This window comes from Hydrogenovibrio halophilus DSM 15072 (genome assembly GCF_000384235.1).
GTDB classification, from domain to species: Bacteria; Pseudomonadota; Gammaproteobacteria; order Thiomicrospirales; family Thiomicrospiraceae; genus Hydrogenovibrio; species Hydrogenovibrio halophilus.
The window spans coordinates 376,134-402,155 of record NZ_KB913033.1 but is presented as its reverse complement, the minus strand read 5'-3'; the positions used below and the strand labels follow the sequence as shown (position 1 = coordinate 402,155).

Here is a 26,022-nt window from a genome sequence, read left to right as displayed (position 1 = left end):
GCAAGCGAGATGGTGCATAATTTATGATTTTTCCGGGAAAGAAAGGAGCAATCATGTTTGGTGGAAAAGGCGGCATTGGTAACCTGATGAAACAGGCCCAGGAAATGCAGAAAAATGTGCAGGAAGCGCAGGAAGAAATCGCAAAAATGGAAGTGCCGGGTGAAGCCGGTGGCGGTCTGGTCAAAGTCACCATGACCGGCAAGCACGAGTTGGTGAAGGTCGAAATCGACGACAGCCTGATGGACGACAAGGAAATGCTGGAAGACCTGTTTGCGGCCGCCGTCAATTCTGCGGCACGTGCGGTCGAAGACATGAGCAAAGAGCGCATGGGCGGTCTGACCGAGGGCATGGATCTGCCCGGCGGCATGAAAATGCCTTTTTAACCAGGCCTGGTTGTTTTTGCTTTTTCTCGGAAATCAGATAAGGAACGAGTGTGCAGAGTCCGGTGATACAGGAGTTGATGGACGCTTTGAGGCAGTTGCCGACCATTGGGCCCAAATCGGCCCAGCGGTTGGCGTATTATCTGTTGCAACAGCCGTCTCAGACCGGCCAGCGGCTGTCCGCAGCGATTGAGCAGGCGCTGGAAAAGGTGGGGCACTGTCAGCGCTGTCGCACCCTGACCGAGTTGGCTGTGTGTGAAATCTGTCAGGATGGCCGCCGTGATGCGACCCAGTTGTGTGTGGTCGAATCGCCGACCGACATCGTTGTGATCGAGCAGTCGGGCATTTTCAACGGGTTTTATTTTGTGCTGATGGGGCATCTGTCGCCGATTGACGGCGTGGGGCCCGAAGACATCGGTTTGCCCCAGCTTCAGGCACGTTTGCAGGAAGGCGATGTGCGGGAGGTGATTCTGGCTACCAATCCGACGGTGGAAGGCGAGGCGACCGCGCATTACATTCAACAGATGGCGGATCGATTGAACGTTTCGGTGACCCGTCTGGCGCAGGGCATTCCGTTTGGTGGAGAGCTGGAGTACATCGACAGTGGCACGCTGGGGCAGGCCTTTTTGGGGCGCAAAGTCTTCGAGTGAACCGCTTTTACCTTCTCTGCGCCCGTTTCTGACGGGGCATTAGCGCGCCATCAGGTATTCCAGTAAGGCTTTCTGGGCATGCAGACGGTTTTCGGCTTCGTCCCAGACCACGCTGTCGGGCGCGTCGATCACTTCGGCGCTGACTTCTTCGCCCCGGTGCGCCGGCAGACAGTGCATAAACAGGGCGTCGGCACTGGCTTGTGCCATCAGTGCCGCATTGACCTGATAATCGGCAAAGGCCCGTTCGCGTTTTTTCTGTTCTTCTTCCTGTCCCATGCTGGCCCAGACATCGGTCACCACCAGGTCCACGCCTTCGGCGGCGACCATCGGATCGCGGATGATCTCTACCCGTTCGGACTGGGTGTTGACAATGCGCGGGTCCGGTTCATAGCCTTCCGGGCAGGCGATGCGCAGCTTGAAGTTGTATTGCGCAGCGGCATTGATGTAGGAATGGCACATGTTGTTGCCATCGCCTACCCAGAGTACGGTTTTGCCGGCAATGTCGCCGCGGTGTTCGTAATAGGTCTGCATGTCCGCCAGCAGTTGGCAGGGGTGGTAGTCGTCGGTCAGTGCATTGATCACCGGCACCGAGGCATGTTCGGCCATTTTTTCGACGATGTCGTGGCCGAAGGTGCGGATCATGATGCCATCCACCATGCTGGAAATCACCCGCGCCGAATCTTCAATCGGCTCGCCCCGACCCAGCTGAGTGTCTTTGGGCGACAAAAACAAGGCGTGCCCGCCCAGCTGGGCCATGCCGCTTTCAAACGAAATGCGGGTGCGGGTGGAAGATTTTTCAAAAATCATCGCCAGGGTTTTGTTTTTCAGCGGCTCGAACACCTCGCCGCGGCGGTGCAGGTTTTTCAATTCGATGCCGCGCTGCATCAGCTGCTTGAGCACATCGGACGACAGATCGTTCAGAGTAAGGAAATGTTGCATAACCGGCTCCTGTAGAGGTTAGGCCTTGCGAGACAGAAAGTCGCGAATCAGTTGGCTGACGGTGTCGATCAGGGTTTGCGATTGTTCGGTGCCCAGCACAAACGGCGGCAACAGGCGAACCGTGTTGCCCTGAGTCACGTTGATCAACAGATGTTTTTCCAGCGCCTGCTGGACCAGTTCGCCACAAGGGCGGTCCAGTTCGATCCCGATCATGTAACCCCGGCCGCGCACTTCGACCACGCCATCCAGGTCCGCGAGTTGGCTTTGGAAAGCGCTGAGCAGCGTTTGCCCGTGTTCGGCGATTTTTTTGGGGTAATCGTAGAAACGCAGGGTTTTGACCACGGCCAATCCGGCAGCACAGGCCAGTGGATTGCCGCCAAAGGTGGTGCCGTGATTGCCGAGCTCGAGCACATCGGCGGCCTTGTCGCCCGCCAGGCAGGCGCCAATCGGTACGCCGTTGGCGAGGGCTTTGGCCAGGGTCATCACATCGGGACGGATCCCGTCGTGCTGGTGGGCAAACCACTGGCCGGTGCGGCCCATGCCGGTCTGAATTTCGTCCACCATCAGCAGCCAGTCGTTCTGGTCGCATAGAGCACGCAATTGTGTCAGATAGCCATTGCGGGGAAGGCGTACGCCGCCTTCGCCCTGAATCGGCTCCACCAGCACCGCCACCACGTCCGGGTCCTGTGCGTGTGCGGCCACGGCCTCGGCGTCGTCAAACGGCACGCGCACAAACCCTTCCAGCATCGGGCCGAACCCGGCCTGGGCCTTGGGGTTTCCGGTCGCGCTCAGGGCCGCCATGGTGCGGCCATGAAAGGCGTTTTCCATCACAATGATTTTGGGCGAATCGATGTTGCGGTCGTGGCCGTATTTGCGTGCCAGTTTGATCGCGGTTTCATTGGCTTCGGCCCCGGAGTTGCAGAAAAACGCTTTCTGCATCTGCGCCTGTTCCAGCAACTGTTCGGCCAGCGCTGTCTGCTGGTCGATTTCATAGAGGTTGGAGGTGTGGATCAGGCGCTGGCTCTGGTGACAGAGGGCGTCCGCCACTTCCGGGTGGGCATGGCCCAGATTGCACACGGCAATGCCACTGAGGGCGTCCAGATAGGCGTCGCCTTCCGCGGTGTAAAGGGTCGCGCCCTTGCCGGAGGCAAAATGCACCGGCAGGCGGGCGTAAGTGTTCATAAGGGGCTGTGTGGATGGCATCTCTTTCACATTCGTATCCGATGAAAACAAAAAAGCAATCGCAAGCCGACCTTGCGATTGCTTTTTCCATGAAACAAAGTGCGCCAATCATTTCAAGCAAAGGACGCATGGTTTTTACAACAAAAAAATAATTTTACCCGACATGGGTAAAAAATCAAGCCGTGAGACACTTGGTTGGGGGATGGGTGAAAAAGACTGACTGAAACGGTGTTTTGGGCTAGAATAATCGGATTTATCGACGCAGGATACAAGGACGGTTGGAATGCAGACGATGAGCGATCGGGACGGCCTGATTTGGCTGGACGGAAAAATGGTCAACTGGCGGGACGCCAAGGTGCACGTACTCACTCACACGTTACATTATGGTATGGGCGTGTTTGAGGGGGTGCGCGCGTATCACACCGATCAGGGTCCGGCGATTTTCCGTTTGCATGCGCACACCCGTCGCCTGTTCAATTCGGCCAAAATCATGAACATGGCCATTCCCTATACCGAAGACGAGCTCAACGCCGCCCAGAAAGCCGCGGTGCAGGAGAACGGTCTGAAATCGGCCTACATCCGTCCGATGGTGTTTTATGGGGCTGAAGGCATGGGCCTGCGTGCCGACAATCTGCGTGTGCATGTGATGGTCGCCGCCTGGGAATGGGGGGCCTACATGGGCGAAGAGAATCTGCAGAAGGGCATCAAGATTGCGACCTCGTCCTTTACCCGTCACCATGTCAATGTGACCATGACCAAGGCCAAGTCCAACGGCGCTTACATGAATTCGATGCTGGCGTTGCAGGAAGCCAACCGTCATGGCTGTGACGAGGCCCTGCTGCTCGACACCGAAGGCTATGTGTCGGAAGGCTCGGGTGAAAACTTCTTTATGGTCAGAGACGGCATTCTGTATACACCGGAACTGACCTCGGCCCTGGACGGCATTACCCGCAAAACCATTATGACGCTGGCGCAGGAGCAGGGGATCGAGGTGCGTGAAAAGCGCATCACCCGTGACGAAGTCTATATTTGCGATGAAGCCTTTTTTACCGGCACCGCGGCCGAAGTCACGCCGATCCGCGAGTTGGACGGTCGCCAGATCGGGGCGGGTTGTCGTGGTCCGGTCACCGAGAAGCTGCAGTCGCTGTATTTTGATGTGGTGGAAGGCCGTTCCAAAGCGCACCAGGACTGGCTGGCGTTTGTGTGAGAGTCGTTGTGAAAATCTGGAGACACACTGTATGAGCAAGCAAACCAAAATCGAAATCACGTACGACGATTTGCCTCTGTCCTGCCCGATGCGGGGCCAGACCAATTGGAATTCGCACCCCAAGGTGATGTTGCCGATTGAGGACACTGGCGAAGCCAAGTGCCCTTACTGCGGGGCCGAGTATGTGCTGAAGGATTTTGATCCCAATCGTCCCGGCGGACACTGACAGAGGCCTGATCGGCTGAGGACTTTTTGACCAGGCCTGGTCATTTTCGGTTACGCAGACACAAAAAAACCCGCGAAAGCGGGGTTTTTTGTGGGCGTGTCTGACGCGATTACGAAGAGTAATACATGTCGAACTCGATTGGGTGAGTGGTCGCACGCATGCGTGTGACTTCTTCCATTTTCAGATTGATGTAGGAATCAATCGCTTCGTCGGTGAACACGCCACCGGCTTTCAGGAAGTCACGGTCGTTGTCCAGTGCGGCCAAAGCTTCTTCCAGTGACGCACACACGGTGTTGTAAGTCGCTTCTTCTTCCGGTGGCAGATCGTACAGATCTTTTTCGGCCGGATCGCCCGGGTCGATCTGGTTCATGATCCCGTCCAGGCCAGCCATCAGAGTGGCAGAGAAGGCCAGGTAAGGGTTGGCGACCGGATCAGGGAAACGCAGTTCCACACGACGGCCTTTTTCGGACGGTGCATACGGAATCCGGATTGACGCCGAGCGGTTCTTGCCGGAGTAGGCAATCAGAATCGGCGCTTCAAAGCCGGGGACCAGACGCTTGTAAGAGTTGGTGCCCGGGTTGGTGAAGGCGTTCAGGGCACGGGCGTGCTTCATCAGGCCGCCGATGAAATACAGCGCTTCCTGTGACAGACCGGAGTAAACGTCGCCGGCGAAAATGTTTTTGCCGTCTTTGGACAGGGAGGAGTTGATGTGCATCCCGGAACCATTGTCGCCGAAAATCGGCTTGGGCATAAAGGTGGCGGTTTTGCCCAGCGCGTGACAGGTGTTGTGAACCGCGTATTTCAGAACCTGAACCTCGTCCGCCTTGGCGGTCAGGGTGTTCCCGGCCACGGCCAATTCGCACTGGCCGCCGGCGGCGACTTCGTGGTGGTGGGCTTCCAGTTTCAGGCCCATCGCTTCGGCCATGGCGCAGATGTCGGCACGCACTTCGTGCAGCTGATCCACTGGCGGTACCGGGAAGTAGCCGCCTTTGACTTTGGGGCGGTGACCGATGTTGCCGTCTTCGTAGACTTTTTCAGAGTCCCAGGCCGCTTCACGCGCACCGATTTTGACGAAACTGCCGGACATGTCCGAGCCCCAGCGCACGTCGTCAAAGATAAAGAATTCGGGTTCCGGACCAAAGAACGCGGTGTCGGCGATGCCGGTGGACGCCAGATAGGCTTCGGCTTTTTTGGCAATGCCGCGCGGGTCTTTTTCGTAGGGTTCCATGGTCGAAGGTTCAACGATCATGCAACGGATGATGATGGTCGGATCGTTGGTGAACGGGTCCATGAAGTGGCCGTCTGTCTGCGGCATCAGCAGCATGTCGGAATCGTGAATGCCTTTCCAGCCTGCAATGGAGGACCCATCAAACGTCTCACCGTCGGTGAAAAAATCTTCGTCCAGTGCGGAGGCGGGCACCGTCACGTGCTGCTCCTTGCCGTGCGTGTCGGTGAATCGAAGATCTGCCCATTTAACGTCGTTGTCTTTAATGAGGTCAAATATTTCCTGTGACATAGTGAAAGTGTCCTTTTTGCTAGATTTTGCTTGATGGCGCCCGTTTGGGCGTGACATTTTGCAGGCGAAAGCCAGTTTAAACGGCCACAAAGGGCCGACTGTTCTGGGTCAGATGATAGCGGGAAGTGTGCCAAATTGCCAATAAAATTTGGGGGCTTTCTAAGTGCTTGTCACCACAGTGAAAATCACCAAGCCTGGTAAAAAAGCAGGGAAACCGGTTCTTGTGGAATGGTTTAGTTTGGTGCAATCAGGTTTTTTGTGGTGCCATTGGTTTTGTTGTCTGCGTTGTCCAGACGAGGGGATTTCATCTGGTTGTCACATTGTCAAAGTAGGATAAGCGACGTTTTTATCGAATTGGGGTTCCGGCATGGATAAGTCAGTGCAAAAAAAATTGGATGAAGCGCTCGAAGGGCCGAAGTTTCAGCGCCGGATCAAACGGCGTAACTTGGTGGATCTGAGTTGGGCGTCAGGCTTTACCGTCGGTGGCATCGGTGTGATTGCTGCCGTGCTGTTGATCATGTTCTTTCTGGTGTATGTGGTCGCGCCTCTGTTTGCGCCTGCGGACATCGAGAAAAGCAAAACGTTTGATCTGCAGCAGTCGGGGCAGGAAAAGACGCTTTACTATGGTGTGGACGAGTATGCCGATTCGGCTCTGCGCATTACTGACAATGGGCAGGTGTACGGCATTGATCTGACCACGGGCGAGAAGCTGCGTGATGAGCGCTTGCCGATTGGTGATGCGCTTGTCACCAGTTACACCACGATTGATCAGGAAGATCAGCTGTTGGGCTTTGGTCTGGACGACGGTTCGGTGCTGCTGGTGCAGTATGAGTACAGCGTGACCTATCCCAATGACGTGAAAACCATTACCCCCAAGCTGACCTATCCTTATGGTACAGAGCCGCTGTCGCTGGCGGATCAGCCGATTACCCACCTTTCTGCGCGCAAAAGCGGTTCCCAGATCACCTTTGCCTATCAGCAAGCCGGTTCCTCGCAGTTGCGTGTCAAGCAATATGACATGATCGAATCCATGTTCAGCGAAGAGGTCACCCTGGAGCTGTATCAGCAGGGCGCGTTCCAGGCACCAGAGGCGTTTGACTGGCTGAAGATGGGGGCCAGCATGCGCAATCTGTACGGGTTGCAGCAAGACGGCACGATCTTCTATTTTGATATTCGCGATCCCAAGCAGATCCGGCAGATTGAAACGGTTGAAGCCTTGGAGCCGGGCCAGACTCTGACTGCGGTGCAGTTTTTGATCGGGCAGTATTCACTGCTGTTAGGCGATGATGCCGGCAAGGTCTCACAATGGTTCCCGGTGCGGGACCAGGACAACAATTACTTTCTGCAGAAAATCCGTACCTTTGATGTGTCGGATCAGCCGATCAAGCACATTCAGGTGGAGTTGAACCGCAAGAACTTTGCGGTGCTGGACGCGTCCAACCGGGTCAATATGTACAACTCGACCGCCCACAATAATTTTGCCGATTTTTCGCTGGATCAGGACGTGTCCCAGGTACACATCAGTCCACGTGGGGATCGATTGCTGATTGAAACCCCCAGTCACCAGCTGGTGACGTTTGACGTCGACAATGAACACCCCGAAGTGTCCATGAGCAGCCTTTGGGGGCAGGTCTGGTACGAAGGTTATGACGAGCCCGAATACATCTGGCAGTCGTCTTCGGCTTCCAATGACTTTGAGCCCAAATTTTCCCTGATGCCTCTGACCTTCGGCACCATCAAAGCGGCGCTTTACTCCATGTTGTTCGCGGTGCCGCTGGCGGTGCTGGGGGCGATTTACACCGCCTTTTTCATGGACGCCAAAACCCGTCAGGTGATCAAGCCCACGATTGAGCTGATCGAAGCCTTGCCAACCGTGATCCTCGGTTTTCTGGCCGGGTTGTGGCTGGCGCCTTATATGGAAGCGCATCTGGCCGGGTTCTTCTCGATCATCTTTCTGGTGCCGATTGGCATACTGCTGTTCGGTTTTATGTGGTCGCGACTGCCGGAGCCAGTGCGGCTGCTGGTGCCCACTTCCGGCCGGGCGGTGTTGATGCTGCCGGTGGTGGTGATCATTGCTTTTATTGCGCTCAGTCTGAGCGGGCCTCTGGAGGCACTGCTGTTCGGAGGCGACATGCGTCACTGGCTGACCGAGTCGGCGGGCATCGATTTTGACCAGCGCAATGCCATGGTCATCGGTTTTGCCATGGGCTTTGCCCTGATTCCGACCATTTTCTCGGTGGCGGAAGACGCCATCTATAACGTGCCCAGTTATCTGGTCAACGGTTCGCTGGCTCTGGGCGCCAGTGGCTGGCAAACCATGGTCGGCGTGGTCCTGCCGACGGCCAGTCCGGGGATTTTCTCGGCGATCATGCTCGGCTTCGGCCGCGGGATCGGTGAGACCATGATCGTGCTGATGGCCTCGGGCAACACGCCGCTGATGGACGCCAACCTGTTTGAGGGCATGCGTACCCTTGCGGCCAACCTGGCCGTGGAAATGCCGGAAGCGGCGCTCAACAGCACCCACTATCGGGTGCTGTTCCTCTCCGGGCTGGTGCTGTTCATCTTTACCTTTATTTTTAACACCCTGGCGGAAGTGGTGCGTGAACGGATGCGCCGTAAATACGGATCGCTGTAAGGAGGCGAAGACATGAGAGATTGGTTCAAACAAGGCGAACACTGGGTCTGGTTCAGCGCCGCCACCGTCAGCATCAGTTTTGTTCTGGTGGTCGGGTTGATTCTGATGATTGCGATACGGGGTCTGGTGCATTTCTGGCCGCATACGGTGCATGAAATCGAGATCAAAAACGACCAGGGCAACATCGAAACGCTGGTCGGTGAAATTCACGATACGCAGATCAAGCTGGTGTCGGCCCCCGATGACCCGAATGCCGAGGTGCGCAAGGTGCCTCAGTGGCTGATTAAAATCGGCAACCGGGACGTCTACGGCACCGATTTCCGCTGGATCAATACCGACAACATCATCGGTCAGGACGATCGGCTGGCGAAAAACGTGACCGTGCTGGAGCGTTACGAATGGGGCAATGTCTATGGGCAATTGCAATCGATCGTGCGTGACGGCGAAGTCCGGGCTGAGGGCGGCAATGTCAAAAATGTGCTGGACGATCTGGTCGGTACCGGCCAGTCATTGCACGACAAAATCAACCACATTGAGCGTGTCGATATCGGCAGCATCAATTATCAGATCGAGCAGTTGCGTCTGGAAGAAAAGCGCCTGAAAGCCGAAAACGCGTACGATGATCAGGCCAGAGAGGCCAACGAAACCGAACGTGAACGTCTGAACGCCGAATTCCGTGATTACCAGGAAAAACTGGAAATTCTGCGCGAACAGGCCGATGGCCTGGGCGAAGCCCGTCTGTCACTGGCGGGCGGGGAATCGATTCAGGTTCCGATCAAGCACATTGTGCGCATGTGGCAGCCCAACAATATGAGCAGTGCGGACAAGGTCGGGTTTTTCTTCAGTTCCATCGGCCATTTCCTGGGGGGCGAGCCACGGGAAGCCAATACCGAGGGCGGGGTTTTCCCGGCCATTGTCGGCACCATCACCATGGTGATGCTGATGGCGATTTTTGTGACCCCGCTGGGGGTGATCGCGGCCGTCTATATGAGCGAGTATGCGCGTGAAGGTCTGGTGCTGCGTCTGGTGCGGATTTCGATCAATAACCTCGCGGGGGTGCCATCGATTGTCTTCGGGATTTTCGGTCTGGGCTTTTTCGTCTACATCATCGGTGGTTCGATCGATGACCTCTTCTACAGTTACGCCCAGCCCAGTCCGACCTTTGGCACGCCGGGGCTGTTGTGGGCGTCGTTGACCATGGCCCTGCTGACCCTGCCGGTGGTGATTGTGTCCACGCAGGAAGGGCTGTCGCGGATTCCCAGCTCGCTGCGTGAGGGTGGTCTGGCGCTGGGCGCGACCAAGTCGGAAACCATTATGAAGATCGTTTTGCCCATGTCGATGCCGGCGATCATGACCGGGTTGATTCTGGCGGTGGCGCGGGCGGCGGGCGAGGTCGCACCGTTGATGCTGGTCGGGGTGGTCAAACTGGCACCGGAGCTGCCCGTCGACTTCAATGCGCCTTTTGTGCATCTGGATCGTAAATTCATGCACTTGGGCTTCCACATTTACGATGTCGGCTTTCAAAGTCCCAATGTCGAGGCCTCACAACCGCTGGTGTACGCCACCTCCCTGCTGTTGATCATCATCATTGTCAGCTTGAACCTGGGGGCCATCACCATTCGCAACAGTCTGCGGGAAAAATACAAAGCCCTGGACAACTGAGTCGGGACCGGAATTCAAAATTTAGAGGAAAGGCATTATGAGTGAGCAAAACGTGGGTTTGGCAATGGATCGCGATCACCGTGGCATGAACCTTGGCAAAGAACAGATTGCGATCGAGGTCAAGGACTGGAACCTGTTCTATGGCAGCAATCAGGCCCTGAACAACATTACCATGTCGTTGCCGGAGAACCGGGTAACGGCGTTTATCGGCCCTTCCGGCTGTGGTAAGTCAACGTTGCTACGCTGTTTCAACCGTATGAACGACCTGATTTCCATTGTAAAGGTCGATGGCAGTATGCAGTTGCATGGCGAAGACATGTACGCCAAGGAAATGGATGTGGCGGCGCTGCGTCGTCGGGTGGGCATGGTGTTTCAAAAGCCCAACCCTTTCCCCAAATCCATTTATGAAAACGTCTGTTACGGGTTGCGCCTGCAGGGCATCAATGACAAAGAGGTGTTGGATCAGACTGTGGAATGGGCACTGAAAAGCGCCGGGCTCTGGGACGAGGTCAAGGACCGGTTGGATGCCAACGCCTTGGGCTTGTCCGGTGGGCAGCAGCAGCGCTTGTGCATTGCCCGCGCCATCGCGATCAAGCCCGAAGTACTGTTGTTGGATGAACCCACGTCAGCGCTGGACCCAATCTCGACCCTGGCCATCGAAGAATTGATCTTTGAATTGAAAAAGGACTTCACAATTCTGATTGTGACCCATAATATGCAACAGGCGGCGCGTGTTTCCGACTACACCGCCTTCATGTATATGGGGGATCTGATCGAGTACACGGACACCGATACCCTGTTTACCAACCCGAGTGTGAAGCGGACAGAAGATTACATTTCCGGACGTTACGGTTAAAAAACTGACCTGAGTTCTGTCCGATCAACAAGGAGAAAAACATGGAAAAAGAAAATTTTGGCCGCCACATCTCAGAGTCAATGAATCAGAATCTGGAAGACCTGTTCAACCACATTCTGGAAATGGGCGGTTTGGTCGAACGCCAGTTTGAAGCCGCGCTGGTTGCGCTGGGCAGTTCCGACACCGCCAAAGCCTCGGAAGTGGTGGCGTTTGACAAGATCGTCAATCAGTCTGAAATGGAGATCGACAAGCTGTGTTCGCGTGTGCTGGCGCGACAGCAGCCCACCGCGTCCGATTTGCGACTGATTCTGGCGGCGATCCGCATTGCCATTGATCTGGAGCGCATGGGCGATGAGATTGTCAAAATCGCCAATATGGTGGCCATGTTCGGTCAGTCCGAGCACAACTTAAAATGTTCTGAAATGCCCGGTTACGGTGAGCTGATGGACATTTCCACCCGTTCCAATCAGATGCTGAAAACCGCATTGGACAGTTTCGCCCGCGTGTCCACCGAAGGTGCCGGCGAGTTGATTCAGGAAGAGGATCGCATCGATGTGATCTTTGCTGAAGCCATGGCCGACCTCAAGGGTCAGCTGCGCACCCGTCCGGATGAGGTAGAATGTCTGATGGAGATGATCATCGCTCTGCGTGCGGCCGAGCGGGTTTCGGACCACGCGCTGAATGTGATCGAAAGCATTGTGTATCTGGTTAAGGGCAAGGACATGCGCAACATGGATCAGGCACGACTGGACGCTTTTCTAGCTTCTTTGGAAGAGGAAAATCAGAGTTGATGGGTGTATGATCGACTTATGGCTGGATAACAACAGGAAACAGGGATGACGCAACAACGGATTCTGGTGGTCGAAGACGAAGCCGCCATTCGCGACATGCTGAACTTTACCCTCAGTGCCGCCGGTTACGAAGTGGTGCAGGCCCCCAATGCCGAACAGGCCTGGAGTCTGCTGAATGAGCAGCCCCCGGATTGCATTCTGCTGGACTGGATGTTGCCGGGCGTCAGTGGGGTTTCGCTGGCACAGCGTATTCGTAACAACGACCAGGTGGCGCATCTGCCGATCATCTTGTTGACCGCCCGTGGGGAGGAAAACGATCAGGTGGAAGGGTTTGAGGCCGGTGCCGACGATTACGTGATCAAGCCTTTTTCGCCCCGCGCCCTGGTGGCGCGGGTCAAGGCCATTCTGCGCCGTCAGTCGTCCGACCCGTCTGCGGCGGAGCAGGTCAGTGTGGGCGAACTGAAACTGGACCTGTCGAGTTACCGTTTTACCGTCAAGGGTGAAGAAGTGCGATTGGGGCCGACCGAATTCAAACTGATGCATTTTTTTATGACGCACCGGGACCGGGTGTATACCCGCTCGCAGTTGTTGGATCAGGTTTGGGGCGAAAACGTGGTGGTGGAAGAACGCACGGTGGACGTGCACATCCGGCGTCTGCGCAAGCTGCTGGACCCGGTCGGCGGGGCCGACGCCATCCAGACCGTACGGGGTGCAGGCTACCGGTTTTCGGTCAGCAGCTGACGGCGTCGGGGAGAAACTGATTGTCGAAAGGGATTGCACGGGAACTGACATGGGTCATTACCAGCCTCTGGATCGCGATTTTCATCGCCTGGGTCAGCGATCAGTGGCTTTGGGTGCTGGGCGCGTATTTCCTGGTCTATCTGAGCCGCCAGCTTTACAGTGTGCTCCAGTTCGAAAAATGGATCAAAGGCCATTCCGGGGTTTCTTACCCGCCCGGCAGCGGCTTCTGGGCTGAAATCAGCCATCTGGTCTCGCGCAAACAGCGCTCACTGGAAAAACACGCCAATCTGCAACTGTACAAATCCGAGCAGTTTCTGGCCGCCTCCATGGCGATGCCCGATGCACTGGTTTCCCTGAATGAATTTCATCAGATCGAGTGGTTCAACCGCTCGGCCCGCAAACTGTTCGGGCTGAAACAGAGCGACATTGGCCGACGCATCGAAAACCTGTACCGTCATCCCGATTTCATTGCCTATCTCAAGCAAGGCGATTATGGCCAGTCGCTGACCATCAACGGCGTCAATCAGCGTCCGCGTGTCTACAGCTTCAAAATTCTGCCCTACCACCGCATTCACAAACTGCTCATCGTCAAGGACATTCACGAACTCTACAATCTGGCGCAAATCCGGCGCGATTTTGTCGCCAATGCCTCGCACGAACTGCGCACGCCTTTGACCGTGCTCAGCGGTTATCTGGAGGTGATGCGCGATTCGGTGGAGCCGGCATCGCCCTGGGCAAAACCCCTGCAGAGCATGGAACATCAATCCAACCGGATGCAGGCGATCATCAACGATCTGTTGACCTTGTCGGCGATGGAATCGGAGACCATTACCGGCGACGAAGGCCCGGTTGCCATTGGCGACATTCTGCAACAGATGGCCGAAAGCATCGATCAGATGACCACCGAGCATACGGTGCGTTTTGAGGTGGATACGTCCCTGAAAATCATCGGTTACGAAGACCCGCTGAAAAGCGTGCTCACCAATCTGGTGTCCAATGCGATCCGTTACACACCGGCCGGTGGACAGATCACGGTGCGCTGGTATCAGGATCAGAAGGGCGCGCATTACGAAGTGGAAGACACCGGCATCGGCATTGCTCAGGAACACATCGGCCGCCTGACCGAACGTTTTTATCGGGTGGACACCGCGCGTTCACGCGAAACCGGGGGCACCGGGCTGGGGCTGGCCATTGTCAAACACATACTGGAGCGGCATCACGCCAAACTGGTGATCAAAAGTCAGGTGCAGAAGGGCTCGGTGTTCCGCTGTGACTTTGTGCCGGGGCGGATCGTGCGTTCGGAAGACGAATGACCTGGAAGCCACCAGGCCTGGTCAATTTTGGGGTGTGATCAAGCCCTGTCTGATGATTTTCGGTGCAGAAACGGTGTCAGGCTGAGCGGTGCGGAGGGCGCTTTTCAGTTTGCACCCAAAGCGCCTTGATCTTCGATCAGGACGCACCGATCACCGCTTCAGGGCAGCATGATCCCGCGGATGGTGAAGTAGATCAGGGCGGCCAGGATCCCGGCGGCGGGCACGGTAATCACCCAGGTGGCGACAATTTTCAAAAAGGCCGAACGTTTGACCAGTTCTTTCTGATACACCTTGTTCAACGACTTGCGTTCTTTTTTGGTCAGCACGGTGGTTTCTTTTTGCTGTTTGAGTTCGGCCAGCATCATTTTCTTGTCTTGAAGGTCAGCGTTTTCAAAGCGTTCCACAAAGGCTTCGACCTCCGCGTGATCGTAGCCGGAATGGGCATCGCGGATTTCCTGCAGGGTTTTGGCGTAGTTGCGTTTGAGGTATTCACGCAAAAAACCGACCCCGAAAATCCCGCCCACGGCAATGTGAGTGGAGCTGACCGGCAGCCCCAGTTTGGAGGCCACAATGACGGTGATGGCGGCGGCCATGGCGATGGAAAAAGCGCGCATCTGGTCGAGTTCGGTGATTTCCGAGCCCACGGTTCTGATCAGTTTGGGCCCGTAAAGCAACAGCCCCAGACTGATCCCGAGTGCCCCGATCAGCAACACCCAGAACGGAATCTGGGCCTGGCCGGACACGGTCGATGTGGACAGGGCATCGGAGATGGCGGCCAGCGGCCCCACGGCGTTGGCCACGTCATTGGCCCCGTGGGCAAAACTCAATAAGGCAGCGGCAAAAATCAGCGGGATGGTGAAAAGGGTGTTGATGCTGGCCTTGTCGTTGTCGAGACCGTCGGCCTGACGTCGAATCATGGGTTTGACCAGAAGATACACGCCGAATGCGATGATCAGGCCCACAATCACGGCGGTGGTGAAGTCGACCGCAATGATTTTTTTTATCCCCTTGATGATCAGGTAGGTGGAGAAGGCCCAGGCCATCAGGGCGACCAGAATCGGTATCAGGCGTTTGCCGGCGGCCTTCATGTCCGACTGGTAGGTGATCCCGCGTTTGATCCAGTACAGAAACCCGGCGGCGATCAGGCCGCCAATGACCGGGGAAATCACCCAGCTGGCGGCAATCGCGCCCATCTGGTCCCAGTTGGCGATGTGCCAGCCGCCTGCGGCAATGCCGCCCCCCAGAACGCCGCCGACAATGGAGTGGGTGGTCGATACCGGCGCGCCCATGGCGGTGGCCAGGTTCAGCCACAATGCGGCGGAAAGCAGGGCGGCCATCATCAGCCAGATAAAGGTCTGGCTGTCGGCAATCATCTGCGGGTCAATGATGCCTTTTTTGACGGTGTTGATCACATCGCCCCCGGCGATGATGGCCCCGGCGGATTCGAAAATCGCGGCCAGAATGATGGCCCCGGTCAGGGTCAGGGCTTTGGAACCGACCGCAGGACCGACATTGTTGGCGACGTCATTGGCCCCGATGTTCATGGCCATGTAGCCGCCGATCATGGCGGCAATGACAAGCTCAATGTGAACCTGACCGCTGCCCACCTGCATGTTGGCAGAAAACAACATGATCAGGACAATAAACAGCAGTCCGGTGCCTAAGCGAAACATTTCACGCCGACCTTTTTTGGTGGCCCCTTCGATATCGTTGACGTTTTTGAATTCCATGCGGTTTTGTTTCCATCCCTGCCATCAATGGGCGGAATTGTATAAAAAAAACCGTTGTGATTGGGGTAAATATGACAGTTTTGTTGCGCAAAAAATGTGGTTGCGGCGCTTTGGCTTGATTTGTGTCATGTATTTGTAAAATTTGTTTCATCTGTCTGTTATGCCCTGAGCTGATAATGCACCTTGTCTGTTTTGCAGTACAGGCTTTCGTACTCAATGGATGAGGCGGAACCTTTAACTTTTCAGGAGTAGAGTAATGAAGCGCAAATTATTGATTGCAATGGGACTGGCGGCCTCAATGGCCTCAACAACGGCCATGGCCTCAGCGGTTGATTCGTCCATCCCGGAATATCAGAAAGTCTCAGGTATCTCTGGTAACTTTTCATCGGTCGGGTCCGATACCCTGGCCAACCTGATGACGTTGTGGGCGGAAGAGTTCAAGCGCATGTATCCGAATGTGAACATTCAGATTCAGGCGGCGGGTTCTTCCACTGCGCCACCGGCTTTGACCGAGTCCACCTCAAACGTTGGGCCGATGAGCCGTATGATGAAAGCCAAAGAAGAAGCCATGTTTGAAAAAGAACACGGTTACAAGCCAACGCCAATCGGTGTGGCCATCGATGCGCTGGCGGTGTATGTGCACAAAGACAACCCAATCAAAGGTCTGAGCATTCCCGAAGTGGACGCGATCTTCTCCAGCACACGTAAGTGTGGCCTGAAAGACGACATCAAAACCTGGGGTGAAGCCGGTGTGAAAGGCGAGTTGGCAGACAAGAGCATTCAGCTTTATGGCCGTAACTCGGTGTCCGGTACCTACGGTTACTACAAAAAAATCGCGTTGTGTAAAGGGGACTACAAGTCGTCTGTGAACGAACAGCCTGGTTCGGCCTCTGTGGTTCAGTCCACGGCCACGTCTTTGAACGGCATCGGTTATTCCGGTATCGGTTACAAGACCGCTGGTGTGCGTGCTTTGCCCCTGTCCAAGAAAGAGGGCGGCAAGCTGGTTGAGCCAACCCCGAACAATGCTCTGAACGGCACTTACCCGCTGGCGCGTGTGTTGTACGTGTATGTCAACAAAAAGCCAAATGCCAAGCTGGACCCGATGACGCGTGAGTTCATGAACCTGGTTCTGTCTCAGCAAGGTCAGCAAACGGTGGTGAAGGACGGTTACATTCCTCTGCCAGCCAACATGGTTGAAAAATACCGTGCCAAGCTGAACAACTAAACCGATTTATCCTCCCGGATAAAATTTAAGCCCTCTTTTAGAGGGCTTTTTTTGTGCCTATTCGTTTTCACCAGGCCTGGTGAAAAAGGTGTGTTTATCAAGTAGCGCGTAAAACCCCGTCGTTCACGGCGGGGATATAAGCGCTTAAACTTGAAATGTGTTACAATACTTTGTATGAAACAAGTCATTCGCAAAGCTTTTAAATTCAAACTCAACCCGAATTCTGACCAAGCGCAGAAAATGGTTGAGTTTGCTGGTGCGAATCGGTTTGTTTGGAACAAGGCCTTGGCAAAGAATCTGACTTTGCTTGAATATAAAAAGCCGATTCTCTGGTATCAGGAAATGAACTTTTGGCTTGGACTCTGGAAGAAATCGAATGAATACGGCTTTCTGAAACAGGCGCACTCCCAGTCACTTCAGCAAACGTTAAAACAACTGGAGAGAGCGTTTAAAAATGGGTTTGATAAAAAGCAACCTCTGAAGCGTATACCAAGATTTAAACGCAAAGGGCAAAAGGATTCATTCAGTTATCCGCAAGGATTTAAACTGGATGGAAATAGCGTTTTCCTACCTAAAATCGGCTGGGTGAAATATCGAAGTAGCCGAAAAGTTGTCGGTGAATTGAAAAATTGCACGGTTTCACGGCGTGGAAAACATTGGTATGTGTCTGTTCAAGTCGAGTATGAAGCGGAGATACCGCGCCATAGCGCTAATTCAATCATCGGTCTTGATTTGGGTGTAAAACGCTTCATTACTTTGTCTGACGGCTCATATATTGAGCCGATAAACAGCTTCAAGAAACTGGAAAAGAAGTTGGCTTTTGCTCAGCGCAGGCTGAGTAAAAAAGTCAAGTTCTCTTCCAACTGGAAGAAGCAAAAACAACGCATTGCACGTCTGCATGAGAAGATCGCCAATGTGCGTTTGGATTTCCTTCATAAAACCTCAACCAGCATCAGCAAAAACCACGCAATGATTGTTGTTGAGGATTTAAAGGTAAGAAATATGTCCAAATCCGCCAAAGGCAATATCGACAAACCTGGCAAGAACGTCAAGCCCAAGTCAGGTCTGAACAAGTCCATTCTCGATCAAGGATGGGGCATGTTTGTTCAGATGCTTGAGTACAAGCAAAACTGGTTTGGCGGTGATGTTTTGAGAGTTGATCCAAGGCACACCTCACAAACCTGTCCAAAATGCCAGAATATCAGTCGTGCGAATCGCAAAACCCAAAGTGCTTTTGCGTGTACAGAATGTGGATTTAAAGCCAATGCCGACTTGGTAGGGGCTTTGAATGTGCTTGCCCGAGGGCATCGGGTGTTAGCCTGTGGAGTTGAAACGTTGGTTTCGACGTTGAAGCAGGAACCTGTGGGTAGTAGTGATACACGCCCACTCTTAAACGGCTTAAAGCTGTTAGGAATCCCCGTCCTTTAGGGCGGGGAGGATGTCAAACCAGTTCGATTTCCAGGTCGCTGAGCGGGATCACACTGCAGGTCAGAATGTGGCCTTTTTCCGGCTCGTATACCGTGTCCTGAATGGCTTCCACATTGCCTGAGATCAGTTTGACTTCACAGGCACCGCAATTGCCGCCGCGGCAGCTGTAGGGCATGTCAAACCCGGCTTCGTCCAGCGCATCCAGCAATGAAAACTGCCCCTCAAAATCGGCCTCACCCTGTCCGACCACGTGAATTTTGCTCATGACATCCGTCCTTTTTGTTGCCCATTAAAAAAATTTATTGAAATGATTGTCCGGCCAACATTTTACCGTAAAATATTGGCCCGTTGCATCGATTCAAGAGGACACCATACATGACCTGGCAAGGGTTTCAGACACACTTTCAACGCATTCGCGACAACAAGGCTTTTGAGCTGTTTGTGATCGCGGTGATCATTCTGTCGTCGCTGATGATCGGGGTGCGCACCTATCCGCTGCCCGAGATGGCCTTGAGTTTTCTGTGGGTGATGGATTACGGGGTTACTCTGTTCTTTCTGATCGAAATCATCATCCGCATGGCGGCCGAAGACCGGCTGCGCGAGTTTTTCAAGAAAGGCTGGAATGTGTTCGATTTCACCATTGTGGTGGTGAGTCTGATTCCACTGGACGATGCCGAATATGCGCTGATTGCGCGGATGCTGCGCCTGTTCCGGGTGATGCGTCTGATTTCGTTTATCCCTGAGTTGCGGGTGCTGGTGACGGCTCTGATCAATGCGTTGCCGCGCATGGGCTATGTGGCCCTGCTGATGTTCATCATCTTTTATTTGTATGCGGTCATCGGCACTCTGCTCTTTGCCAAAATCAATCCGTTCCTGTGGGGCGATCTGGGCACGGCGCTGTTGACCCTGTTTCGGGTGGCCACGTTCGAAGACTGGACCGATGTCATGTACGAGACCATGGAAGTCTATGCGCTGAGCTGGATTTATTACCTGACGTTTATTTTCTTCTCGGCGTTCGTGTTTCTGAACATGATGATCGGGATTGTGGTCGAAGTGCTGGACGAAGAACACAAGAAAATGCTGGATGCGGAAAAGGCACTGGAAGAAGCGGAACACGGCACCCAGCAGGATGCGATGCAGGCCCAGATTGAGGCACTGAACCGAAAAATGGATTTGTTGCTGGCGCAGCAGCAAGTGGGCAGCGAAACCTCAAAGCCGAATCCAGGTTCGTAACCGGAAAACCACCAGGCCTGGTGGTTTTGCCGATGGATTGAGCGGCTGGGCCGTTACCAGACCAGCAGTTTGAAGCCTTCTTCCTGCAGTTCCATCAGGGCCGCCGCGCCCACTTCCGAGTATTCGGCAAAGGGGCGCATGTCGGAATGGCTCAGGTGCAGGGTGTTCATGGTATTGCCGCAGGCAATCCAGCGCACGTTGTAGTCGTTGGCAAAGCTGCCGATGCGGTCATACGCCAGTTCTTCCACCGGTTTCTGCGGGTCTTTGGTCAGGGCGTGAATGCCGGGGCCGATGGCGACCACGGCGATTTCGACGTTGTCGCCGTATTTCTGGATCATGGCCTTGATCGAGTTGAGAATGCTGGTGTGGTAGGCCGGGTCGTCCTTGTTCCACATGTACACCGCATGGTGTTCGGCCGGGTCGCCGGGAAAGCGGTCGGACGGCGGGTCCTGCAGTTCCGGCACCGGTTTCAGGCGAAAGTTGTCGTCACCGGTCTGAGCTTCACTGGCCGCCTGGCCTTGCATGGGGACCAGCAACAGTGCGAGACTGAGACCGCTGGCCAGACAGGTAGAAGCAAACCCGGATGAAAGCCTGGATGAAACCGTGCATGATTGAGTATTTGGCATAATGCCTCCCTTCATCGATAAAAATTTAAGTGTGCTGACTATGAGTTTAACCCAACAAATTGAAAATACCTTGCAAAACGCCTTTCAAATCGATGATTGCACGCTGGAAAACGAGTCCGACCAGCATGCCGGACCGGCGACCGAATCGCATTTCAAGCTGACGCTGGTCACGCCGGATTTTGAAGGCCTGAGCCGGGTCAAGCGTCATCAGGCGGTGTATCAGGCCCTGCAAACGCTGATGCCGCAGTTTCATGCACTGGCGCTGCACACTTTTACCCCGCAGGAATGGGCGCAAAAGCAGAGCGTGCCTGCGTCTCCCGATTGTCAGGGCGGTCACTGACCGAAATCACCCGAATATCACCAGGCCTGGTCAAAACAGGTTAAACGGAGAGTGCGAGGAACCGGTCACACCGTGTTTCAGGCGTCGTTCAACAGTTTTTCGATTTCCGGCCAAAGGTAGTCCAGGATTTTGGGCTGGGCCTCGGCATTGGGGTGCAGGCGGTCGTTTTGCATCAACCGGGATTTCAGTGCCACCGGCTTGATGAAAAAGGGCACCAGCGCGGCGCCGGTGCGGTCGCTGACGGTTTCAAACGTCTGGCGCAGCATTCGGTCATAGGCCGGACCGTAATTGCTGGGAATGCGAATGCCCAGCAGCAGAACGCTGGCCCCTTGTTGCTGACTGCGTTCCACCATGCTGATCAGATTGGCGCGGGTGGCGTTCAGGTTCTGGCCGCGCAGGGCGTCATTGGCGCCCAGTTCCAGAATCACCCAGTTCGGCTGATGCTTGTCCAGCAGCGGTGGCAGACGGTTTTTGCCGCCGGAGGTGGTTTCACCGCTGAGACTGGCGTTGACCACTTTCACATTGTCTTCACGTTGTTTGAGTCGCTCGGCCAGCAGCGCCACCCAGCCCTGTTCCGTGTTCAGCCCATAGGCCGCACTGAGGCTGTCGCCGAACACCAGCAGGGTGGCTGGCGCGGCGGCGGGTTTGGGTTTTGTCTGGGCTTGCGTTACACTTGAGTAACTTATTATCAACAACCCAAGGCTCAGCCACAGCACCGACCAGAAAGAGGTTGCGCGTTGGGTTCGAATGTCAGCCCGATGTTTGATTCGACCAGCGCCGCCTTGAGCCGGGGCAAGCCATAGAGAGAAACCCATGAGTGATCCTTCTGATTCCACGAATGCGACCGCCAACCCCGTTCTACGATTGGACGCGGTTGGCTACGAAGTGCCCGAGCAGCGGCTGGAGGCTGAGAAAACCTCCGCCGACGCGACTGGCACGCTTCGTATATTAAAGGGCTGCGCACTGAGTGTCCAGCGCGGCGAAAGCGTGTCGATCATCGGGCGTTCCGGGTCGGGCAAATCGACCTTGCTGTCGCTGATGGCGGGGCTGGCTTTGCCCACCGAAGGTGAGGTGCATTTGTTGGGACAATGTCTGAACCGATTACAGGAAGACGAACGCGCGGCGGTCCGAGCCCAAGCGGTGGGGTTTGTGTTTCAGAACTTTCAATTGATGCCAAGCATGACCGCGCTGGAAAACGTGCTGATGCCATTGGAGCTGTTTCAGGAAGCCAATGCCCGGGAACGGGCGTTGGCAGCATTGGAAAAGGTGGGGCTGGCGGAGCGTCTGCACCATCGACCGGCCCAGCTTTCCGGGGGCGAACAGCAGCGGGTGGCGCTGGCACGGGCGTTTGTGACCGAACCCGAAATTCTGTTTGCGGACGAACCCACCGGCAATCTGGACGAAACCACCGCCGGACACATTCAACAACTGTTGTTCGATTTGAATGCCCACACCCGGACCACGCTGGTGCTGGTCACCCACGACAAAGCGTTTGCCCGCCATTGCCAGAAAGCCTATCAACTGATGCATGGCCGTTTGGAGATCCTTGATGACGAAGCTGAATGATGGGCGCACCGCGGTTCGCTGGCTCTGGCGCGGCCTGAAAAAGGGCGATTGGCTGTGGCTGATGCTGGCGGTGGTGATCGCCAGTGCGACCGTGACCTTTGTGGAACGGCTGGGCGACACGGCCAAAGAAAGCATGGTGCGCAAGGCCGCAATGAACCTGGGGGCGGACACGGTGCTGGAAAGCTCGCGTCCGATTGCGGATCGCTGGCGAGAGCAGGCCCAGTCACTGGGTCTGTCGGTGGCCGAATCCCAGACGCTGGTGACCATGGCGCAGGTGGCCCATGACGACGAAGCGGGCGAATTCCAGATGGTGCGCCTCAAGGGCGTCACGCCGGAGGTGCCTTTGCGGGCGACCGGGGGCTTGCCTCGCATTCCGTCCGGGTCGTCACAGGTGTGGGCCGAGCAGGCGTTGATGCCGCTGATGGGGCTGCAAACCGATCCGGCCAGCCGAATTGTGCTGGGCGAAAAAACGTTTGAACTGGCCGAGGCTTACACGTCGGATCAGGCCGGGCTGGGCATGAGCGCCTTTGCCTACGAAATGCGCATTGCGCTGGATCGGTTGAAAGACACCGGGCTCAAAGGCCCAGGCAGCCGGATGACCTACAGCCTGTCGGTGGCCGGTGAGGCCGAGGCGGTGCAAACCTTTACCCGGGCCGTGCGCGAAGCCGAATCCCCCAACTTGGAAGTGCGTTCGGCGCAATCGCCGTCCGAAGACCTGGGGCAGGCACTGGACACGGCCTGGCAGTTTCTGGATCTGGCCGGGTTATCGGCGGTGCTGGTCGCAGGCCTGTCGATTCTGATTGCCAGCCGGTTTTACCTGGGGCGTTGGCAGAACATGATTGCGCTGATGCGTGCTCTGGGGGCGACCCGCGCACGGATTACCCGCCTGTTTGCGGTGCAATTGATGGCACTGGCGCTGGGTGCGGCCTTGTTGGGGGTGTTGCTGGGGCAGGCCTTGTTTGTGGCCATCACCCCTTTGTTGGCACAGTATTTTGACCCGCTGGTGCTGGGCGACTGGCTTGGGGTCAGTGCCTATGGTTTGCTGATGGGTGTGCTGGTGTTGTGGAGTTTTGCCTGGCAGGCGTTTCGCCGTGCGGTGGCCACGCCGCCTGTGGCGCTGCTGAAATCCATTTCCGATGCGGTGCCTGTGGGGCACTGGCTGGGCAGTCTGGGGCTGATTCTGCTGGTGATGGCGTTGATCAGTGCCGGCAGCTGGTGGGTGCTGGGCTCGGTGGCGGTGATGGCGGGTCTGTTGTATTTGGCCTCGGAAGCTTTGATCTGGGGACTGAACCGTTGGCAAGGTCGTGCTTCCGGCTGGCTGAAGTTGTCGATTGCGGCCCTGACTCGTTCACCAGGCCTGGTCAAAATTCAATTGATGTCGATTGGTCTGGTGTTGTTTGTGTTGATGCTGATGACGTTTGTCCGCGCCGACCTGATGACCAACTGGCAACTGTCTCTGCCCGCCGACACGCCGGACACCTTTGTGGTCAATGTGCAGCCGGACCAGAAAAACGCCGTGCAGACTCTGTTGCAGAAACAGGGCATCGACACCGAGCTGGTGCCGATGGCGCGCGGGCGTCTGGTGGCGGTGGACGATCAGCCGATTCGGGCCGAGGATCAGGAGACCCAGCGAGGCAAACGTCTGTTGCAGCGCGAGGCCAATATTGCGGTGCTGGAGACGCCGCCGGACTACAACCGAATGCTGGCGCAGCGTTCGGACAGAGAACGGGCAAAATCGGATTTGCCTCAGGTGTCGGTGGAAAAAGGCATTGCCGAACTCTATGGGCTGCAGTTGGGGCAGACCCTGACGTTTGATTTCAGCGGCCAGCGTCAGACCTATGTGATCGACAGTTTGCGCGAAGTGTCCTGGCAGAGTTTTCGGCTGAATTTCTTTTTTGTGATCGAACCGCAGCCTGAGGCGGCGCTTCCGATTTCGTATCTGAGCAACTTTGCCATAGATCAGAGTGCGACCACGCCGCAAGAACTGATGCAATCAATGGGCCGCGAAGCCCCGGGCGTGCTGGTGATCGATGCGGGGCGCATTATGGATCAGATTCAGACCATTATGCGCCAGGCCAGTTGGGCCGTGTCTGGGCTGTATGGCTTTACCCTTGCGGCGAGTCTGATTGTGTTGCTGACCGCGACCATGGCCAGCCAGCAGAGCCGGATTCAAAGCTGGTTGCTGTTGCGAACCATTGGCGCGTCCCAGCGGACCGTGCTCAAAATCGGTCTGATGGAGTTTGCGTTACTGGGGGCGCTGGCCGGGTTGCTGGCAGCGACCTTTGCCCAGATCACCGGCATGCTGATCAGCCAATTTGTGCTGGAAATGACTCCGCAGCTGAGTCCGTTGTTGTGGGCGATCAGTGTGGTGCTGGGCAGCGTCATTCTGGTGGTCATGGGCTGGCTGACTCAGCGTCATTATCTGCGATTGTCGCCCAGTGCCATGGCCCAGAAGTGGGGCTGAAACCGGCGCGCGGCATCCATCGTCGCATTTAACCCGACATGGCGCTTGAAACCATTGGCAATGTCGCTATAATAGCGACTTCAATAATCGGGGCATGGCTCAGTCTGGTAGAGCACCGTCATGGGGTGGCGGGGGTCGTAGGTTCAAATCCTACTGTCCCGACCAATTTTTCAAGAAAGGGCTTGCTCTTTTTTCTTCTCATGGTTTTGGTTTAATACAGTGATTAGTCACTGATGTTGTTAAGTGTTGTCAGTTAGTTCACTTTGCCATTGACCATAACTCTTCCCGCTTTTCTTATCTTTCCAAGTTGTCCTGCCATTAGCTGGTCGGCCAGAAATTACTGCAGCAGCAGCACTGGGGCTGTTAAATGCTTGATCTTGAATAAAACGTACATTGCCTGAATGGTCTGGAATTAAAATCTTGTCTTCCACTAGTTGTTGATATAGGGGTTTGTAACTTGTGTAATCACTGTTGCTTGCCCAATGATCTCGAGCCAAGCTTTTAGCTTGAACAATGAATTCCCCTTCCACTTCTTGTGCTTCTGCCACGATGCCGTATTTGGGAATGCGCATCTCAAAAGTGGGTGAGTCTTGTGTTGTTGCAACTATGTTAGATTGATCTGAATTAGCCAGTGTCTGTTGGTCGCGTAAAAAGTTAAGTCCCAGCACTGGTAGGATCATGCGAATCTGGTCGATAAAAAAAGACATGTCTGCTCGGTCAGACTCCGGAAGAGTTAAGTATTCGTGAGATGTGCCGTTCACTAAGCCGCAACGTCCAGAATTTTTTGCTAGTGCAATAAGTTGGCTCTCGAGATATTTTACGTGAGATTTGGTAAGGTTCTGGTCTTTGCTGGTAATTAAACAGACTTTTTCCCAGAAGTCCTTTCCCCCTTGGTTTTCAGGTCGGTTATGTTGCTTGAGTCTTTGCGCCACGTCATCGGACTCGCCAATGTAAACCAATGGACGCATTGCATTGTCAGGGTCAGTTCCAATAAGAAAATATACTCCAGTGCGAGAGCATTCCGGTCGCTTCACAATTTCTGGTAGTTTTGATCGAGGGCCAGTGAGGGCGTGTCCCGTCCAATTCATGATCTCTGCGGTCAATAAGCCGTTAGGTGAACCGTCTGCTAAAAATAGTCGAATACTTCGGCCTAAGCTCATAAAAACGTTTCGCTGATGAAGTGTTGAAATTTAGAAAGTACATGTTATCCGAATATTGTTAAAAATGCGAAGGTTACACCGAGACATTTGAGTGCCGCTATAGGCGAATAAGGTTCAGGCACCGGATAGGTGCCTGATGAAAGGCGTTAACG

Annotated in this window: 25 protein-coding genes and 1 tRNA gene; 18 read left to right on the top strand and 8 right to left on the bottom strand. The window is 55.1% G+C overall.

Annotation, left to right across the window (positions count from 1 at the left end):
• Positions 1-53 precede the first annotated feature (53 nt).
• Positions 54-383 (top strand): YbaB/EbfC family nucleoid-associated protein, encoded by a 330-nt coding sequence (locus A377_RS0101990; RefSeq protein ID WP_019894442.1) that lies wholly within the window; start codon positions 54-56, stop codon positions 381-383.
• Positions 384-433: 50 nt separating this feature from the next.
• Positions 434-1,030, top strand: a complete 597-nt coding sequence (gene recR / locus A377_RS0101985; RefSeq protein WP_019894441.1) for a recombination mediator RecR — start codon at positions 434-436, stop codon at positions 1,028-1,030.
• Between the two features lie 39 nt (positions 1,031-1,069).
• On the opposite strand, the gene argF is transcribed toward recR, so the two are convergent.
• Entirely contained in the window at positions 1,070-1,969 is a 900-nt protein-coding gene (gene argF, locus A377_RS0101980; RefSeq protein WP_019894440.1) for an ornithine carbamoyltransferase, read from the bottom strand.
• An 18-nt stretch (positions 1,970-1,987) separates the two neighbouring features.
• Positions 1,988-3,151 (bottom strand): aspartate aminotransferase family protein, encoded by a 1,164-nt coding sequence (locus A377_RS0101975; RefSeq protein WP_019894438.1) that lies wholly within the window; start codon positions 3,149-3,151, stop codon positions 1,988-1,990.
• A 10-nt stretch (positions 3,152-3,161) separates the two neighbouring features.
• Between A377_RS0101975 and A377_RS13075 the strand changes: the two genes are divergently transcribed.
• The 3 genes from A377_RS13075 to A377_RS0101965 all read left to right on the top strand — a co-directional run bounded on the left by A377_RS13075 (position 3,162) and on the right by A377_RS0101965 (position 4,584).
• Positions 3,162-3,371 carry a hypothetical protein gene (locus A377_RS13075; RefSeq protein WP_157760682.1) on the top strand — a complete coding sequence of 70 codons (210 nt, stop codon included), beginning with the start codon at positions 3,162-3,164 and terminating at the stop codon, positions 3,369-3,371.
• 63 nt (positions 3,372-3,434) lie between these two features.
• Positions 3,435-4,358: a branched-chain amino acid transaminase gene (locus A377_RS0101970; protein WP_019894437.1), complete on the top strand. Its 924-nt coding sequence runs from the start codon at positions 3,435-3,437 to the stop codon at positions 4,356-4,358.
• A 31-nt stretch (positions 4,359-4,389) separates the two neighbouring features.
• Positions 4,390-4,584 (top strand): zinc-finger domain-containing protein, encoded by a 195-nt coding sequence (locus tag A377_RS0101965; RefSeq protein ID WP_019894435.1) that lies wholly within the window; start codon positions 4,390-4,392, stop codon positions 4,582-4,584.
• Positions 4,585-4,693: 109 nt separating this feature from the next.
• Here A377_RS0101965 and glnA read toward each other — a convergent pair whose 3' ends face one another.
• Positions 4,694-6,100 carry a type I glutamate--ammonia ligase gene (glnA, locus tag A377_RS0101960; protein ID WP_019894434.1) on the bottom strand — a complete coding sequence of 469 codons (1,407 nt, stop codon included), beginning with the start codon at positions 6,098-6,100 and terminating at the stop codon, positions 4,694-4,696.
• A gap of 379 nt (positions 6,101-6,479) precedes the next feature.
• Between glnA and A377_RS0101955 the strand changes: the two genes are divergently transcribed.
• The 6 genes from A377_RS0101955 to phoR are packed head-to-tail and all read left to right on the top strand — an operon-like array spanning position 6,480 to position 14,098.
• Positions 6,480-8,735, top strand: a complete 2,256-nt coding sequence (locus A377_RS0101955) for an ABC transporter permease subunit (protein ID WP_245546755.1) — start codon at positions 6,480-6,482, stop codon at positions 8,733-8,735.
• A gap of 12 nt (positions 8,736-8,747) precedes the next feature.
• A complete protein-coding gene (gene pstA / locus A377_RS0101950) occupies positions 8,748-10,397 on the top strand; it encodes a phosphate ABC transporter permease PstA (RefSeq protein ID WP_019894432.1) in 1,650 nt (549 codons plus the stop codon).
• A 37-nt stretch (positions 10,398-10,434) separates the two neighbouring features.
• Entirely contained in the window at positions 10,435-11,253 is an 819-nt protein-coding gene (gene pstB / locus A377_RS0101945; protein ID WP_028485186.1) for a phosphate ABC transporter ATP-binding protein PstB, read from the top strand.
• Positions 11,254-11,294: 41 nt separating this feature from the next.
• The gene (gene phoU / locus A377_RS0101940) at positions 11,295-12,044 is read left to right on the top strand and encodes a phosphate signaling complex protein PhoU (RefSeq protein ID WP_019894430.1); all 750 of its coding nucleotides are present in this window, start codon (positions 11,295-11,297) and stop codon (positions 12,042-12,044) included.
• A 45-nt stretch (positions 12,045-12,089) separates the two neighbouring features.
• Complete coding sequence (phoB, locus tag A377_RS0101935) at positions 12,090-12,785, top strand: phosphate regulon transcriptional regulator PhoB (protein ID WP_019894429.1); 696 nt, start codon at positions 12,090-12,092, stop codon at positions 12,783-12,785.
• 20 nt (positions 12,786-12,805) lie between these two features.
• On the top strand, positions 12,806-14,098 hold the full coding sequence (phoR, locus tag A377_RS0101930) for a phosphate regulon sensor histidine kinase PhoR (RefSeq protein ID WP_019894428.1): 1,293 nt from the start codon (positions 12,806-12,808) through the stop codon (positions 14,096-14,098).
• Between the two features lie 158 nt (positions 14,099-14,256).
• Here phoR and A377_RS0101925 read toward each other — a convergent pair whose 3' ends face one another.
• Positions 14,257-15,828 carry an inorganic phosphate transporter gene (locus tag A377_RS0101925; protein ID WP_019894427.1) on the bottom strand — a complete coding sequence of 524 codons (1,572 nt, stop codon included), beginning with the start codon at positions 15,826-15,828 and terminating at the stop codon, positions 14,257-14,259.
• A gap of 256 nt (positions 15,829-16,084) precedes the next feature.
• Here A377_RS0101925 and A377_RS0101920 point away from each other — a divergent pair, with 256 nt between their 5' ends.
• Entirely contained in the window at positions 16,085-17,053 is a 969-nt protein-coding gene (locus A377_RS0101920; protein WP_028485185.1) for a PstS family phosphate ABC transporter substrate-binding protein, read from the top strand.
• 174 nt (positions 17,054-17,227) lie between these two features.
• A complete protein-coding gene (locus tag A377_RS0101915; protein ID WP_019894424.1) occupies positions 17,228-18,481 on the top strand; it encodes an RNA-guided endonuclease InsQ/TnpB family protein in 1,254 nt (417 codons plus the stop codon).
• Positions 18,482-18,494: 13 nt separating this feature from the next.
• On the opposite strand, the gene A377_RS0101910 is transcribed toward A377_RS0101915, so the two are convergent.
• Complete coding sequence (locus tag A377_RS0101910) at positions 18,495-18,746, bottom strand: 2Fe-2S iron-sulfur cluster-binding protein (protein ID WP_019894422.1); 252 nt, start codon at positions 18,744-18,746, stop codon at positions 18,495-18,497.
• A gap of 110 nt (positions 18,747-18,856) precedes the next feature.
• Between A377_RS0101910 and A377_RS0101905 the strand changes: the two genes are divergently transcribed.
• Entirely contained in the window at positions 18,857-19,714 is an 858-nt protein-coding gene (locus A377_RS0101905) for an ion transporter (RefSeq protein WP_019894421.1), read from the top strand.
• 53 nt (positions 19,715-19,767) lie between these two features.
• On the opposite strand, the gene A377_RS0101900 is transcribed toward A377_RS0101905, so the two are convergent.
• The gene (locus A377_RS0101900) at positions 19,768-20,340 is read right to left on the bottom strand and encodes a DsrE family protein (protein WP_245546753.1); all 573 of its coding nucleotides are present in this window, start codon (positions 20,338-20,340) and stop codon (positions 19,768-19,770) included.
• A 40-nt stretch (positions 20,341-20,380) separates the two neighbouring features.
• Here A377_RS0101900 and A377_RS0101895 point away from each other — a divergent pair, with 40 nt between their 5' ends.
• Positions 20,381-20,680, top strand: coding sequence for a BolA family protein (locus A377_RS0101895; RefSeq protein ID WP_019894419.1), 300 nt, complete (start codon positions 20,381-20,383; stop codon positions 20,678-20,680).
• A 77-nt stretch (positions 20,681-20,757) separates the two neighbouring features.
• Here A377_RS0101895 and A377_RS0101890 read toward each other — a convergent pair whose 3' ends face one another.
• Positions 20,758-21,495 (bottom strand): arylesterase, encoded by a 738-nt coding sequence (locus A377_RS0101890; RefSeq protein WP_019894418.1) that lies wholly within the window; start codon positions 21,493-21,495, stop codon positions 20,758-20,760.
• Here A377_RS0101890 and A377_RS0101885 point away from each other — a divergent pair.
• The 3 genes from A377_RS0101885 to A377_RS0101875 all read left to right on the top strand — a co-directional run bounded on the left by A377_RS0101885 (position 21,494) and on the right by A377_RS0101875 (position 24,875).
• Positions 21,494-22,246 carry an ABC transporter ATP-binding protein gene (locus tag A377_RS0101885; RefSeq protein ID WP_019894417.1) on the top strand — a complete coding sequence of 251 codons (753 nt, stop codon included), beginning with the start codon at positions 21,494-21,496 and terminating at the stop codon, positions 22,244-22,246. The two genes, A377_RS0101890 and A377_RS0101885, sit on opposite strands and share 2 nt — an antisense overlap.
• Entirely contained in the window at positions 22,230-24,710 is a 2,481-nt protein-coding gene (locus A377_RS0101880) for an ABC transporter permease (protein ID WP_019894416.1), read from the top strand. The genes A377_RS0101885 and A377_RS0101880 overlap by 17 nt, the downstream gene beginning before the upstream one ends.
• Positions 24,711-24,798: 88 nt before the next feature.
• Positions 24,799-24,875, top strand: a tRNA-Pro gene (locus A377_RS0101875).
• Positions 24,876-24,949: 74 nt separating this feature from the next.
• Here the strand turns inward: A377_RS0101875 and A377_RS0101870 are convergent.
• A complete protein-coding gene (locus A377_RS0101870) occupies positions 24,950-25,798 on the bottom strand; it encodes a GIY-YIG nuclease family protein (protein ID WP_211209279.1) in 849 nt (282 codons plus the stop codon).
• Positions 25,799-26,022: the final 224 nt, after the last annotated feature.

Bases quoted from the DNA above. Each gene is read 5' to 3' on its own strand.
- A377_RS0101975 (WP_019894438.1), bottom strand. From the start codon at position 3,151: ATGAACACTTACGCCCGCCTGCCGGTGCATTTTGCCTCCGGCAAGGGC.
- A377_RS0101915 (WP_019894424.1), top strand. From the start codon at position 17,228: ATGAAACAAGTCATTCGCAAAGCTTTTAAATTCAAACTCAACCCGAAT.
- A377_RS0101890 (WP_019894418.1), bottom strand. From the start codon at position 21,495: ATGGGTTTCTCTCTATGGCTTGCCCCGGCTCAAGGCGGCGCTGGTCGA.
- pstA (WP_019894432.1), top strand. From the start codon at position 8,748: ATGAGAGATTGGTTCAAACAAGGCGAACACTGGGTCTGGTTCAGCGCC.
- A377_RS0101920 (WP_028485185.1), top strand. From the start codon at position 16,085: ATGAAGCGCAAATTATTGATTGCAATGGGACTGGCGGCCTCAATGGCC.
- A377_RS0101880 (WP_019894416.1), top strand. From the start codon at position 22,230: ATGACGAAGCTGAATGATGGGCGCACCGCGGTTCGCTGGCTCTGGCGC.
- phoU (WP_019894430.1), top strand. From the start codon at position 11,295: ATGGAAAAAGAAAATTTTGGCCGCCACATCTCAGAGTCAATGAATCAG.
- A377_RS0101965 (WP_019894435.1), top strand. From the start codon at position 4,390: ATGAGCAAGCAAACCAAAATCGAAATCACGTACGACGATTTGCCTCTG.
- phoB (WP_019894429.1), top strand. From the start codon at position 12,090: ATGACGCAACAACGGATTCTGGTGGTCGAAGACGAAGCCGCCATTCGC.
- A377_RS0101885 (WP_019894417.1), top strand. From the start codon at position 21,494: ATGAGTGATCCTTCTGATTCCACGAATGCGACCGCCAACCCCGTTCTA.
- A377_RS0101925 (WP_019894427.1), bottom strand. From the start codon at position 15,828: ATGGAATTCAAAAACGTCAACGATATCGAAGGGGCCACCAAAAAAGGT.
- A377_RS0101970 (WP_019894437.1), top strand. From the start codon at position 3,435: ATGCAGACGATGAGCGATCGGGACGGCCTGATTTGGCTGGACGGAAAA.
- A377_RS0101990 (WP_019894442.1), top strand. From the start codon at position 54: ATGTTTGGTGGAAAAGGCGGCATTGGTAACCTGATGAAACAGGCCCAG.
- glnA (WP_019894434.1), bottom strand. From the start codon at position 6,100: ATGTCACAGGAAATATTTGACCTCATTAAAGACAACGACGTTAAATGG.
- A377_RS0101870 (WP_211209279.1), bottom strand. From the start codon at position 25,798: ATGAATTGGACGGGACACGCCCTCACTGGCCCTCGATCAAAACTACCA.
- argF (WP_019894440.1), bottom strand. From the start codon at position 1,969: ATGCAACATTTCCTTACTCTGAACGATCTGTCGTCCGATGTGCTCAAG.
- A377_RS0101905 (WP_019894421.1), top strand. From the start codon at position 18,857: ATGACCTGGCAAGGGTTTCAGACACACTTTCAACGCATTCGCGACAAC.
- A377_RS0101895 (WP_019894419.1), top strand. From the start codon at position 20,381: ATGAGTTTAACCCAACAAATTGAAAATACCTTGCAAAACGCCTTTCAA.
- A377_RS0101910 (WP_019894422.1), bottom strand. From the start codon at position 18,746: ATGAGCAAAATTCACGTGGTCGGACAGGGTGAGGCCGATTTTGAGGGG.
- A377_RS0101900 (WP_245546753.1), bottom strand. From the start codon at position 20,340: ATGCCAAATACTCAATCATGCACGGTTTCATCCAGGCTTTCATCCGGG.
- pstB (WP_028485186.1), top strand. From the start codon at position 10,435: ATGAGTGAGCAAAACGTGGGTTTGGCAATGGATCGCGATCACCGTGGC.